General features: G+C 72.7%; 14 protein-coding genes and 1 pseudogene. 8 read left to right on the top strand and 7 right to left on the bottom strand.

The window, feature by feature from the left end:
• Positions 1–11: 11 nt before the first annotated feature.
• Positions 12–155 carry a hypothetical protein gene (locus ACZ7IF_RS31865; protein WP_470978544.1) on the top strand — a complete coding sequence of 48 codons (144 nt, stop codon included), beginning with the start codon at positions 12–14 and terminating at the stop codon, positions 153–155.
• The gene (locus tag ACZ7IF_RS31860) at positions 155–556 is read left to right on the top strand and encodes a hypothetical protein (protein WP_470978541.1); all 402 of its coding nucleotides are present in this window, start codon (positions 155–157) and stop codon (positions 554–556) included. Before ACZ7IF_RS31865 ends, ACZ7IF_RS31860 begins: the two co-directional genes overlap by 1 nt.
• Before the next feature lie 31 nt (positions 557–587).
• On the opposite strand, the gene ACZ7IF_RS31855 is transcribed toward ACZ7IF_RS31860, so the two are convergent.
• The 4 genes from ACZ7IF_RS31855 to ACZ7IF_RS31840 form a co-directional block, all read right to left on the bottom strand.
• Positions 588–1,013, bottom strand: a complete 426-nt coding sequence (locus tag ACZ7IF_RS31855) for a hypothetical protein (protein WP_470978538.1) — start codon at positions 1,011–1,013, stop codon at positions 588–590.
• A gap of 45 nt (positions 1,014–1,058) precedes the next feature.
• On the bottom strand, positions 1,059–1,418 hold the full coding sequence (locus ACZ7IF_RS31850) for a helix-turn-helix domain-containing protein (protein WP_470978535.1): 360 nt from the start codon (positions 1,416–1,418) through the stop codon (positions 1,059–1,061).
• Between the two features lie 133 nt (positions 1,419–1,551).
• Positions 1,552–2,124, bottom strand: a complete 573-nt coding sequence (locus ACZ7IF_RS31845; RefSeq protein ID WP_470978532.1) for a snapalysin family zinc-dependent metalloprotease — start codon at positions 2,122–2,124, stop codon at positions 1,552–1,554.
• A 406-nt stretch (positions 2,125–2,530) separates the two neighbouring features.
• Positions 2,531–2,716 carry a hypothetical protein gene (locus ACZ7IF_RS31840; RefSeq protein WP_470978529.1) on the bottom strand — a complete coding sequence of 62 codons (186 nt, stop codon included), beginning with the start codon at positions 2,714–2,716 and terminating at the stop codon, positions 2,531–2,533.
• Positions 2,717–2,760: 44 nt separating this feature from the next.
• Between ACZ7IF_RS31840 and ACZ7IF_RS31835 the strand changes: the two genes are divergently transcribed.
• On the top strand, positions 2,761–3,264 hold the full coding sequence (locus tag ACZ7IF_RS31835) for a DinB family protein (RefSeq protein ID WP_470978527.1): 504 nt from the start codon (positions 2,761–2,763) through the stop codon (positions 3,262–3,264).
• Positions 3,265–3,294: 30 nt separating this feature from the next.
• Here ACZ7IF_RS31835 and ACZ7IF_RS31830 read toward each other — a convergent pair.
• Positions 3,295–3,781 (bottom strand): annotated as a pseudogene (locus tag ACZ7IF_RS31830) (hypothetical protein).
• 46 nt (positions 3,782–3,827) lie between these two features.
• On the opposite strand from ACZ7IF_RS31830, the gene ACZ7IF_RS31825 reads away from it, so the two are divergent.
• The 5 genes from ACZ7IF_RS31825 to ACZ7IF_RS31805 are packed head-to-tail and all read left to right on the top strand — an operon-like array spanning position 3,828 to position 11,079.
• Entirely contained in the window at positions 3,828–5,312 is a 1,485-nt protein-coding gene (locus tag ACZ7IF_RS31825) for an aldehyde dehydrogenase family protein (protein ID WP_470978524.1), read from the top strand.
• 39 nt (positions 5,313–5,351) lie between these two features.
• Positions 5,352–6,884: a GMC family oxidoreductase gene (locus ACZ7IF_RS31820; RefSeq protein ID WP_470978602.1), complete on the top strand. Its 1,533-nt coding sequence runs from the start codon at positions 5,352–5,354 to the stop codon at positions 6,882–6,884.
• Entirely contained in the window at positions 6,881–7,951 is a 1,071-nt protein-coding gene (locus ACZ7IF_RS31815) for a quaternary amine ABC transporter ATP-binding protein (RefSeq protein ID WP_470978521.1), read from the top strand. The genes ACZ7IF_RS31820 and ACZ7IF_RS31815 overlap by 4 nt, the downstream gene beginning before the upstream one ends.
• 52 nt (positions 7,952–8,003) lie before the next feature.
• Positions 8,004–10,094, top strand: coding sequence for an ABC transporter permease subunit (locus ACZ7IF_RS31810; RefSeq protein ID WP_470978518.1), 2,091 nt, complete (start codon positions 8,004–8,006; stop codon positions 10,092–10,094).
• 1 nt (position 10,095) lies between these two features.
• Positions 10,096–11,079 carry an ABC transporter substrate-binding protein gene (locus ACZ7IF_RS31805; protein WP_470978516.1) on the top strand — a complete coding sequence of 328 codons (984 nt, stop codon included), beginning with the start codon at positions 10,096–10,098 and terminating at the stop codon, positions 11,077–11,079.
• 63 nt (positions 11,080–11,142) lie between these two features.
• Here the strand turns inward: ACZ7IF_RS31805 and ACZ7IF_RS31800 are convergent, their stop codons facing one another.
• Together ACZ7IF_RS31800 and ACZ7IF_RS31795 are read right to left on the bottom strand one after the other, a co-directional pair.
• Complete coding sequence (locus ACZ7IF_RS31800) at positions 11,143–12,021, bottom strand: sigma-70 family RNA polymerase sigma factor (RefSeq protein WP_470978513.1); 879 nt, start codon at positions 12,019–12,021, stop codon at positions 11,143–11,145.
• Positions 12,018–12,395, bottom strand: a complete 378-nt coding sequence (locus tag ACZ7IF_RS31795) for a VOC family protein (protein ID WP_470978510.1) — start codon at positions 12,393–12,395, stop codon at positions 12,018–12,020. The genes ACZ7IF_RS31800 and ACZ7IF_RS31795 overlap by 4 nt, the downstream gene beginning before the upstream one ends.
• Between the last annotated feature and the right edge of the window lie 61 nt (positions 12,396–12,456).

The raw sequence follows: 12,456 nt of genomic DNA, 5'->3' as shown, positions 1-12,456 counted from the left end.
ACGGAATCCGGATGACCGACATCACCCCGACCGAAGGGTGGGAGCTGCTGCCCGCCTCCGTCCGCGAACAGGTCGACGCGTACGTCCTGCGGGACGCCCTCTTCCAGGCGGTCCGGACCATCTGGAAGCGGGCCGCGGTGTCGGCCTGGAGCTGATGGACGCCCGGCTCGTCGTCAACGACCGGTACCTCCACCACGGCGACGCCGTCGCCCGCACCCCGGACAGCCCTCTCGACCCGGAGTCCCTGGCCGCCTCGGCCTCGGACGGCCCCGGCCGCGTCGTGGCCATCGAGGCCGTCTGGGACGGTGACACCGTGCACGGCTGGTTCGTGAACCTGCTGGCCGTCACCGCCGACCCCCCGGGCGACCGGGCGCTGGCCACCATCTACTGGGGCGCGGCCGAGCGCTACCTCGGCGACGAGGACCCCGGGCCGCTCCACCCGTCGGCGGCCGTGGCCGACAGGGCCGGCCGGGCCCTGGCCGCCCGCCTCTCGGTCCCGCTCCACTTCGCGAGCCCGCACACCCCGGACGACGAGGCCCCCCGCCGGCGTCCGTGACACCGCCTCGGGCGGGGGGCGGAACACTCGGTCAGTTGAAGTTGGGCCAGTCCCAAGGCGTCCAGCCCGACCCGAGGGCGAGGCGCGTCCTGCTGACGACGGGGCCGTTGCTGTTGTTGAGGTAGATGGTCGTTCGGAAGTCGCCCCCCACCTGCTGATCCTCCACCTTGACAGCGTTCGTGGCGCGGGCAGAACCGAAGGGATCGGGCTTGCCCAAGGACACCCATCCGGTCCACTGATTGCTGATGGTCCAGCGCGTCCACACCGCATAGTCGAGGCCGACCAGGAACTGTTCCTTCTGGCCGTTCGGAAGCGCGTGGTTCGTTACGCCGTAATCACATATGTACTGGCCGCCGCCCCCCGCATTGCAGGTATCGGCTGCCTGAGCCGGCGTGACGGCCACGGCCAGTCCTGCGATGGCGGCGAGGGCGACAACCGTAGCCTTGAACTTCTTCAACCTGAGCACCTTGTTCTCTCGATGTGATCCATTCGACTCGGGCCTTCAGGCCCGATCATGACACACCGTCACCCTACTGGTCGTATCGGCGAACCGCGTACCGCCGTCGGCGCCCTCACCGTCGCCGCCGGCCTCCCAGCGCAGGAGGTCCCCCGGCTGGCACTCCAGCACCTCGCAGAGCGCCGCGAGCGCCGCGCGCGCGATGGTCTCCTCCCAGCGCTCGTCGGTGAACTTCTGCCCGCACCGGCTGCACACCGCCCGCTGCGCCTCCCTGTCGGCGGCACGGCGTTGCGCCGCCCGCTCGTCGGCGCGGGCAACCTGGGCGCGGTAAAGGGCGTCGCCGTCGGGGTGGTCGAGCGCGGCCGTCAGCGTCTGCTCGCCGGTCCGTCCCAGCCGCCGCCACACCGCCCCGTCGGCGCCGCGCTCCTGGAGCTGCCCCGATAAAGCCGCGGCAGTGGACCGGCACGGCCGCCCTCCGGAAATCCCGTCCCAGCCAGGGCCCCGCACCGGCCCACGCGCCGACCCGCCGACCCGCCGGTCAGGGGGCGTCGATGAGCACCCGGCCGTCAGTCTGCACCGTTGCCGCGAGCCCGTTCACGTACGCGTTCTGCACGCGGGACCGTTCCGTCGCGTTGGGCACGGCGTTGGTGCAGGCCGTCCCGGCGCTGGACCCGGACATCAGCTGGGAGCACGGCCCCGGCTTGGTGTCCGGGAGACCCAGGCTGTGGCCCAGCTCGTGAGCAGCGATGCGCGTCTTGTCGTACCCCTGGCTCACGGCCTGCGCGCCGAGCTCGACTCGGACCTGTCGTCCCGGACGGACGGGGCCGAGGGTGGCCTGCGGCCAGCCGGTGGTGGCCACGATGACGATCTCGGCCCGGGTCCCGGGCGCGGCCTCCACCAGCCGTACGTTGCTGACGTTCGCATTCCAGGAAGCGACCCCGGCCGCGATGGCCGCTTCCCAGCCACCGGCCCGGCTGCCGTCGTAACGGATTGTCACTACCGCTGCGGTGGCGTCGGGTATGGGCGCGGGTGCCGCGGTCGCGGCGGTTGCCGCCGCGAGGACCAGCGCGGCGGCGGAGGTGCCGACTTTCAGCCAGGTGCCCAGAGACATGGTCGTCTTCCTTCATGCGTGGGGGCCGGCCCCTCGGCGGAGCCGGGGCACTGGAGACGCCGCCACCGCCCGCCTGTGGCCCGCGGGTTCGGACAGCCGCCCCTCCGGAGCCCTAAGAAGGTAGCCCCGCACCCCACCAACCGGTCATGCACCTGCCAGCCAATTCCCCTAGGCACTCCAGCCGATGCCCGGTAAGCGGGCGGCGCCTTCCAGGAGCTCGCGCGGCTGCGCTCGACGAACGGGCCACGAACGGCCGCGTCGGCGCAGTCATACGGCTCGGACGGCCCTGCCGCAAAAGGAACGGTCACCAACCGCGGCGGGTTGGAGCCGCAGGCGCACTGCCTCATCTCGCGGGTGGCCGAGGATCTCCTCGCTGATGAGTCGGGACGGCCGGACACAGACGGAGTCAGGCCCAGGGATCATCGCACTGGACGCCCGGTCGCGCGTTGTTCAGCATCTGATCGAGGGTGCGGTCAAGTCCGTTGTCGTCGACATGCACAATCCACGGCACATCGTCGAGGACCTCTGTCAGGCCATCCGTGACCAGAACGTCAAGCGTTGTCCGCAGATCGTCCGGGACGGGATCGTCCACGAGGCAGAGCCACGCCAGTGCGGCAGACCCGTTACCGTGGGTGCGTGACGGCTTGCGCGGAATGCGGCTTCGAGTACAACCTCGCCCTGGCTCCTGGCGTCTCAGGACTCGCCAAGGGCCATGCACGCGAATACGCGGACCTGCTGAGCGCCGAACCGTCGGTGCTGCGGCGGCGCTCCACGCCGCAGGTCTGGTCACCTCTCGAGTACGCCTGTCACGTGCGCGACGTGCTGCTCGTCCAGCGCGAGCGGGTGATGGCCGCACGGCGCCGTGACACGCCGGTCGCCGAGTCGATGGGGCGCGACGAGCGGGTCGAGTACGACGGATACGCCCTTCAGGAGCCCGCCGATGTGGCGCGCCAACTGCAGGACGCGGTCGTCCTGTTCACCGGTGTCCTCGACCGGCTGTCTCCGTCGGACTGGGAACGCACACTGGTATACACCTATCCTGAGCGCGAGGAACGCACCCTGCGCTGGGTCGCCGTGCACACCCTCCACGAGCTACGGCACCACCTGCTCGACATGGGCCGCCAGCTGGAACAGCCGTAGCGGGGCCCGCCGTCCGGGAGGGCCGGTGGCTCACTTCAGGTGCCGCACCAGGAAGCGGCACTCGTCCTCCAGCTCGAACCACGGGGTTCCGGTGTGCCCTCCCGGATCGGCGTGCAGCGTCTTCTCCTCGCCGCCGAAGGCCTCGAACAGGTCCAGGGCCCGTTGCCGGGGGTTCCCCTCGTCGTCCCACCGCAGCAGGAACAGCAGCGGAACGGTGACCCGCCGGGCCTCCTCCCGCTGGGCACGGGGCACGTAGCCGCCCGCGGGGAATCCGGCGGAGGTCGGCGCGGCCCTGCTCGTCGGCGCCGGAACGGGGGCGGTCACCGCGCCCGGCGGCGTCGACGGTGGCCACCGCGAAGCCGCTGGCCGCCGTGGTCTCCCACCGGTTTTCGCCAAGGCTCCGCTGCCGTATGCCACCCGTGCAATCGGAACGGCTCTTCGGCGTGACTCCCGTCACTTCCCGTAACGGAAGGGGCATGTGTGCCGAGCCGCGGGGCAAGCGGGCCGAAAGCAACACGCATCGCGGGCGAGCCGCGGTGTCGGAAGCGGAGGTACAGCGCGTCGTGTCGGAGCAGAGAACCATCCACATCGCCGGGACCTGGCGGTCCGCGGTCTCAGGGGCCACCCGTGAGGTCCTGGACCCGGCGGACGGGAGCGTCCTCGCGGTCGTCTCCGAGGGCGCCGCCGAGGACGCCGACGCCGCCGTCCGCGCCGCGCGCGCCGCCTTCGACGGCGGCGAGTGGCCGCGTACGCCCGTCGCGGAGCGTGCCGCCGTGCTGCGCCGCACCGCCGAGCTGCTCCAGCGCAACCGGGAATGCCTGGCGCTGCTGGAGAGCCGGGACACGGGCAAGACGCTGGAAGAAGGCCGGGTGGACGTGGACTGCGTCAGCGACGCCTTCCGCTATTTCGCGGACCTGGTCATCGGTGAGAGCGCCGGGCGCGTGGTCGACGCCGGCTCCCCCGACGTCCACAGCGTCGTGGTCCACGAGCCGGTCGGCGTCTGCGCGCTGATCACCCCCTGGAACTACCCCCTGCTCCAGGCCAGCTGGAAGATCGCCCCCGCCCTCGCCGCGGGCAACACCTTCGTCCTCAAGCCGAGCGAGATCACCCCGCTGTCCACGGTGGAGCTCGTCCACCTGCTGGCGGAGGCCGGTCTGCCGGCCGGTGTCGCCAATCTGGTGACGGGTGCCGGTGACCCCGTCGGCGCCCGCCTGTCCGAGCACCCCGATGTCGACCTGGTCTCCTTCACCGGCGGCCTCGCCAGCGGTACGAAGGTCATGCGGGCGGCCGCCGACTCGGTCAAGAAGGTCGCGCTCGAACTCGGCGGCAAGAACCCGAACGTGGTCTTCGCCGACGCCTGCGCCACCGCCGAAGGCTTCGACACCGCCGTCGACCAGGCCCTCAACGCCGCGTTCATGCACAGCGGCCAGGTCTGCTCCGCCGGCTCCCGGCTCGTCATCGAGGACCGCGTGGCCCAGCGCTTCGTGGCCGAGCTCGCCCGCCGGGCCGACCGGATCCGCCTCGGCCGCGGCACCGACCCGGGCGTCGAGTGCGGCCCCCTGGTCTCCGCGGCCCAGCTGGCGCGGACGCAGGAGTACGTGGACTCCGCCCTCGCCGAGGGTGCCGTGCTGCGCGCCGGCGGTTCCCGCCCGGACGGGCCCGGCTGGTTCTACCGGCCGACGGTGCTGGACCAGTGCCACAGGGAGATGCGCGTCGTGCGGGAGGAGGTCTTCGGGCCCGTGCTGACCGTCGAGACCTTCCGTACGGAGGACGAGGCCGTCGCGCTCGCCAACGACACCGAGTACGGGCTCGCCGGCGCGGTGTGGACCGCCGACCCGGGCCGCGCCCGCCGGGTGGCGGGCCGGCTGCGCCACGGCACCGTCTGGATCAACGACTACCACCCCTACCTGCCGCAGGCCGAGTGGGGCGGCTTCGGGAAGTCCGGCACCGGACGCGAGCTGGGCCCGGCGGGTCTGGCCGAGTACCGCGAGGCCAAGCACGTGTACCAGAACCTCGCTCCGCGCCCCGTGCGCTGGTTCGCGGGCTGAAGGAGGAGGAGAACCATCAACGCGAACGCGAACACGGACATCACCGAGTACGAGTACGACTATGTCGTGGTCGGCGGCGGAACCGCCGGCTCCGTCATCGCCTCCCGCCTGACCGAGGACCCCGGCACCACCGTCGCCGTGATCGAGGGCGGCCCCAGTGACGTCGACCGGCCCGAGGTGCTCACGCTGCGCCGCTGGATGGGCCTGCTCGGCGGCGAGCTCGACTACGACTACCCCACCACCGAGCAGCCGCGCGGCAACTCCCACATCCGTCACAGCCGCGCCCGCGTCCTCGGCGGCTGTTCCTCGCACAACACCCTCATCGCCTTCAAGCCGCTGCCGTCCGACTGGGACGAGTGGTCGCAGGCGGGTGCCGAGGGCTGGCACTCCGCCGCCATGGAGCCGTACTTCGACAAGCTCCTCAACAACATCGTCCCGGTGGCGGAGAAGGACCGCAACGCCATCGCCCGCGACTTCGTCGACTCCGCGCGGGCGGCCCTGGACGTACCGCTCGTCGAGGGCTTCAACCGCAAGCCGTTCCACGAGGGCGTCGGCTTCTTCGACCTCGCCTACCACCCGGAGGACAACAAGCGCTCGTCCGCCTCGGTGGCGTACCTCCACCCCGTGCTGGACGACCGCCCCAACCTGCGGCTCGTCCTCGAGACCTGGGCGTACCGCCTCGAACTCGACGGTGCCCGGGTGCGCGGGGTGCACGTCCGGTCTCAGGACGGCACGCCGTCCCTGATCACCGCACGCCGGGAGGTCGTGGTCTGCGCGGGCGCCGTGGACACCCCGCGCCTGCTGCTGCACTCCGGCATAGGCCCCCGCGCCGACCTGGAGGCCCTGGGCATCCCCGCGGTGCACGACCTGCCCGGGGTGGGCGAGAACCTGCTCGACCACCCGGAGTCGGTGATCGTCTGGGAGACCGAGGGACCGATCCCGGAGAACTCGGCGATGGACAGCGACGCCGGGCTCTTCGTGCGGCGCGACCCGCAGTCCCGGGGACCCGACCTGATGTTCCACTTCTACCAGGTGCCCTTCACCGACAACCCGGAGCGCATCGGGTACGAACGCCCCGCGCACGGGGTGTCGCTGACCCCCAACGTCCCCAAGCCCCGCAGCCGCGGCCGCCTCTACCTGACCAGCGCGGACCCCAAGGTCAAACCCGCCCTGGACTTCCGCTACTTCACGGACGAGGACGACTACGACGGCCGCACCCTCGTGGACGGCATCAAGCTCGCCCGGGAGATCGCCGCGACCGAGCCACTGGCCGGCTGGCTGAAGCGGGAGGTCTGCCCGGGGCCGGAGATCACCGGCGACGAGGCGCTGAGCGCGTACGCCCGGTCGGTCGCCCACACGGTCTACCACCCGGCGGGCACCTGCAAGATGGGCGCCCCCGACGACCCCTCCGCCGTCGTGGGACCCGACCTCCGGGTGCGCGGCCTCGACGGCATCCGGATCGCGGACGCTTCCGTCTTTCCGACGATGACCGCCGTGAACCCGATGATCGGGGTCCTGATGGTGGGCGAGAAGGCCGCCGAGCTGCTGTCTCCGGAAGGCGGTGCCCGGTGAACGCCACCCCTGTCGAAGAACCCGTCTTCTCGGTCGAGGGCCTCTGGAAGGTCTTCGGCCCCAAGGCCGCGGCCGCGAAGGTCCCCGGTTCCGATCACGCCGGTCTGCCGGCGGCGGAGCTGCGCGAGCGCACCGGCTGCACGGCGGCCGTCCGCGACGTCACGTTCGACGTCCGCAAGGGCGAGGTGTTCGTGGTGATGGGCCTGTCCGGCTCGGGCAAGTCCACCCTCGTACGGTGCCTCACGCGGCTGATCGAGCCCACGGCCGGGACCCTCGCCCTCGACGGCGAGGACGTCCTCGCGATGGACCCCGGCCGGCTGCGCGAACTGCGCCGCCACCGGGCCGCCATGGTCTTCCAGCACTTCGGCCTGCTCCCGCACCGCAGCGTCCTGGACAACGTCGCCTACGGCCTGGAGATCCAGGGCGTGGGCCGCGCCGAGCGCCGCGCGAAGGCTGCCGAGGTGGTCGAGAAGGTCGGGCTCGGCGGGTTCGAGGAGCGCCGCCCCGGCGAGCTGTCGGGTGGCCAGCAGCAGCGCGTCGGGATCGCCCGTGCCCTCGCCGCCGACCCCGAAGTGCTCCTGTTCGACGAGCCGTTCAGCGCGCTCGATCCGCTCATCCGGCGCGAGATGCAGGACGAGGTGGCGCGCCTCCACCACGAGGAGGGCCGCACCATGGTCTTCATCACCCACGACCTGGCCGAGGCGCTGCGCCTGGGCGACCGCATCGCGCTGATGCGGGACGGCCGCATCGTGCAGCTCGGCACGCCCGAGGAGATCGTCGGCTCGCCGGCCGACGACTACGTACGGGACTTCGTCCGCGACGTCCCGCGCGAGCGGGTCCTCACCGTACGCAGTGCGATGCGGCGCGCCGACGGCGACGACGCCGGGCAGGGCCCCGCCCTGACCCCCGCCACGACCGTGGCCGACGCCATCGAGGCCGTCGTCCGCAGCGGTGGTCCGGTCCGGGTCGTCGACGGCGGCCGGTGCCTGGGTGTGGTCGACGAGGCAGGACTGCTCGCGGTGGTGGCGGGGCTCCCGGCCGCCACCGGGCGGGAGGCGGCGGCATGAACGGCACCGACCGACCCGCTGTCCCCGTACCCGGCACCGGGAGGTGGTGCGGATGACCGCGGCCACGGCCCCCGCACGCGAACCCTCCCGGCCGGGCGGCCCGCAGTCGCCCGGCCGGTCCGGCGCCCCGGAGCGCGCCGCCGCCGGCCGCCCCGCAGCGGCGGCGGACGCGGCGGCCGGATCCGGAGCGCCCGTACGCCCGCGCGGCGGCCCGGTCCTGTCCGGGCTCCGTCCAGGCCGCGGGCTGCTCCTGCCCCTCGCCGTAGCCGCCGTGCTGATCGCGCTCGCCGTCGCCCTGCCGGCCTCGGGCAGCTGGCCCGCGGCCCTGGCCGTGGACCTGTCGGGCCCGCTCGGCCGGGCCGGTGACTGGATCATCGACCACCGCGACAGCCATCCGGTGTTCCTCTACTTCCTCGGGCACGTCAGCAACGCCGTGGTCGTGTCCGTCCGGGCCGTCTACGTCGTCCTGCTCGCCGCGGGCTGGACCGGCGTGACCGCACTGGCCGCCCTGGTGGCCTGGCGCCTGGCGGGCCTGCGGCTCGCCCTGACCTGTGCCGCCGCCTTCGCCGCGTGCGGGCTGCTCGGCATGTGGGTGCCGACCATGCAGACCCTCGCGCTGATGGTCGTGGCCGTCGCCGCCTCCGTCGCCGTCGGCGGCCTGCTCGGTCTCGCCGCCGGGCTCTCCGCACGGGCCGCCCGCGTCCTGCGCCCCCTGCTCGACACCATGCAGATCCTGCCGGCGTTCGCGTACCTGCTGCCGATGGTGCTGGTCTTCGGCATCGGCGTGCCCGCCGCCGTGCTGGCCACGGTCGTGTACGCCGCCCCGCCGATGGCGCGGCTGACCGCGCTCGGGCTGCGCGAGGCCGACGCGGGGGTGCTGGAGGCCGCCGCCTCGCTCGGCGCGACCGGCCGCCAGCGGCTGCTGACCGCCCGGCTGCCGCTGGCACGCGGGCAGCTCATGCTGGGTGTCAACCAGGCCGTCATGACCGGCCTGTCGATGGCCGTGATCGCCTCCGTGATCGGCGCGGGCGGCCTCGGAGACCGCGTCTACCAGGCGCTCGCGTCCGTCGACGTCGGTGCCGCACTGGCCGCGGGCATCCCCATCGTGCTGCTCGCCGTCGTCCTCGACCGCACCGCCGAGGCGGCGGGCCGCCGGATCGGCGCGGCCGGCGTCCCCGTGCGCGGCGCGCGGCAGCTGCTGCTGAAGGTGTTCGACGGCTGGTACGGGTGGCTGCTCACCGTCCTCGTGGCGGTGGCGGCCGGTGTGGCCGGACGCATCGCGGGCACATCGCTGTGGCCGGCGTCCTGGACGGTGTCCATCGCCGAGCCGATGAACGCGGCGGCCGCCTGGATGACCTCCCACCTCTACTCCGGGGTGCCCGTCGTCGGGGGCAGTGCCGACTGGGCCGCCCGGTTCACCGGCTGGGTCCTCGATCCCCTGCGCGGCGGCCTCCAGGCCGCACCGTGGTGGCTGCTCCTGCTGCTCGCCGGAGGGCTCGCCCTCGTCGTGAGCACCTGGCGCGCCGCGCTCACGGCCGTGCTCGCCCTGGCGGGGGTCGGCGTACTCGGTGTGTGGGAGGCCTCCCTCGACACGTTGTCGCAGGTCCTCGCCGCCGTCGCCGTGACCCTCGTGGCCGGGTTCGCGATCGCGGTGGCCGTGGCCGGCAGCGCCCGGGCGCAGCGGCTGCTGCGTCCCGTGCTCGACGTCTGCCAGACACTGCCGCAGTTCGTCTACCTCATCCCCGTGGTCGCGCTGTTCGGGGTCGGGCGGGCACCGGCCGCGGCCGCCGCGGTCGTGTACGCGCTGCCGGCGGTGATCCGGATCACCACGCAGGGCCTGCGCGAGGTGGACGCGGCGTCGCTCGAATCCGCCCGCTCGCTGGGCGCGACCCCTTGGCAGCTGCTGTGGCAGGTCCGGCTGCCGCTCGCCCGGCCGGCGTTGCTGCTCGCCGTCAACCAGGCCGTGGTCCTGGTCCTCGCCGTCGTCATCATCGGCGGCCTGGTCGGCGGTGGCGCGCTCGGTTACGACGTCGTCCTCGGTCTGGCGCAGGGCGACCTGGCCACCGGCCTCGTCGCGGGCACCGCGATCGTGTGCCTCGGCCTGCTGCTCGACCGTGTCACCCAGCCCGCGAAGGAGGCCTGAGATGCGATACCGACCCTTCCGCGGCGGGCGCGGCCGCCGCGGCGCGGCCCTGCTCGCCGCCGCTGCCGGACTCGCCGTCCTCTCCGGCTGCGGTGCGGCCGACATGACCCGGCAGGCGTCTCCGTACGCCGCCGAGCAGGACGCGAAGACGGTCACCCTGTCCGTCCAGTCCTGGGTCGGCGCGCAGGCGAACACCGCCGTGGCCGCCTACCTCCTCGAACACGAGCTGGGCTACCGCGTGGACACCGTGCAGGTCGACGAGGTCCCCGCCTGGGACGCGCTGAGCCAGGGGCGGGTCGACGCGATCCTGGAGGACTGGGGCCACCCCGAGCAGGAGAAGCGGTACGTCGAGGGCAAGAAGACGATCACCCGGGGCGGTGACCTGGGGGTGACCGGCCACATCGGCTGGTTCGTCCCCACGTACTTCGCCGAGGCCCACCCGGACGTCACGGACTGGAAGAACCTCGACAAGTACGCCGACCAGCTGCGCACCCCCGAGAGCCGCGGCAAGGGCCAGCTGATGGACGGCTCCCCGTCCTACGTCACGAACGACAAGGCACTGGTGAAGAACCTGGGTCTCGACTTCGAGGTCGTCTTCGCCGGCTCCGAGGCGGCCCAGATCACCCAGATCAAGCAGTTCGCCAAGGAGGGCAAGCCCTTCCTGACGTACTGGTACGAGCCGCAGTGGCTCTTCGAACGGGTGCCGATGACCGAGGTGAAGCTGCCCGAGTACACCGAGGGCTGCGCCGACGTCCCGGAGAAGGTGGCCTGCGCCTACCCGCACACGCCGCTGCAGAAGTACCTGAACGCGCGCTTCGCCGATTCGGGGGGCGAGGCGGCCGCCTTCCTGAAGAGGTTCCGCTGGACCGAGGCGGAGCAGAACGAGGTGTCCCTGATGATCGCCGAGGAGAAGCTCTCACCGCAGGAGGCGGCGAAGAAGTGGGTCGAGCGCAACGAGCGCGTCTGGCGGCCGTGGCTGGGCTGACCGCCCGCGGGCCCTCCGTACGGTCCCGCCCCGCCGGGGCGGGACCGTACGGGCCGGCCGGCGTCAGCAGTCCGGCGCGGGCAGGTCGATCGAGGCGAGTTCGGCCGGGTCGACGACGATGTGGATGCGGGTGATCCGGTCTTCGGCGACGGTGAAGGCGATGACGGAGAGAGGGCTTCCGTCGGGGCTCCAGGACATGTGGCCGGGGCTGCCGTTGACCAGCACCGGGCGGTGGCGGGCGGCCTCGCGGGAGAACGTGCGGGCGCCGGCGGCGACCTTGGTGGCGCCCAGGGTGACGACCACGCCGTCGGGGGTGTCGACGGTCAGCTTCACGTTCGGGTCGAGCACGCGCAGGAGCGCTTCGAAGTCGCCGCCGAGGGCGGCGGCGCCGAATGCCCGGACGACCTCTCGCCGGTCGTGTCCGGTGCCCGTCGGCCGGTCCGTGGCCCGGACCTTGCGGCGGGCCCGGCTGGCGGCCATCTTGGTGGCGTCGGTGGATCTGCCCAGGATCCGGCCGATTTCCTGGAACGGGACCGCGAACATGTCGTGCAGGACGAACGCCAGGCGCTCGCTCGGGGTGAGCGAGTCGAGCACGACGAGCAGGGCGAGACCGACCGAGTCCGCCAGCGCCACCCGCTCGTCCGGCGCGAGGTCGTCGTCGGGCGTCACCACGAGGTTCGCGAACTCTTCCCCGTAGGCGGCTTCGGGGTGGGACCGGCGGGATCTCAGGAGGTCCAGGCTGATCCGGCCGACCACGGTGGTCAGCCAGCCCGCCAGATTGCCGATGGTCTCCTCGTCCTGGCGGACGAGCCGCAGCCAGGCTTCCTGGACCACGTCCTCGGCATCGGCGTGCGAGCCCAGCACGTGGTACGCGACGGCGCGCAGCCGGTCGCGCTGGGCTTCGAACGCCTCGGTCACGAGGCCGGACGGATGTGCGGTCACGGCTTGCGCGGCTGACGCAGCGAGACCCGGTTGCCGTCGGGGTCCACGGCCTCTATGCGGAGCCCGAACGGATACTCCTCGGGTTCGGACCCTTCGAAGGTGACGCCGCGCCGGCGCATGATCTCGAAGTCCTTTCGCAGATCGTCGGATTCGAGCATCACCGGACCGGGCACGCCGGCCGGCCGTCCCGTGCCTGCCGCCTGCGCCCACAGGATGATCTGCACCGGGCTGTCGGGAACGCCGACGGTGAGGAAGCGTCCGTCGGGCCCGGGGTAATCGATCCGCTTCTCCAGGCCGAGCCCGTGGGTGTAGAAGTCCAGCCCGCGGTCCTGGTCGGTGACGTAGATCGTCACGTACATGATGCCGGTCAGCATTCCGGTTCTCGATTCACTCGTCGGTGCGGTGGCCGTTCGTCTCCGGCCGTCACACCCATGA

The sequence above is a fragment of the Streptomyces sp. NPDC037421 genome (assembly GCF_055602105.1).
Note: the sequence above shows the minus strand (reverse complement) of the source record. Positions and strands in the feature narration are given on the sequence as shown.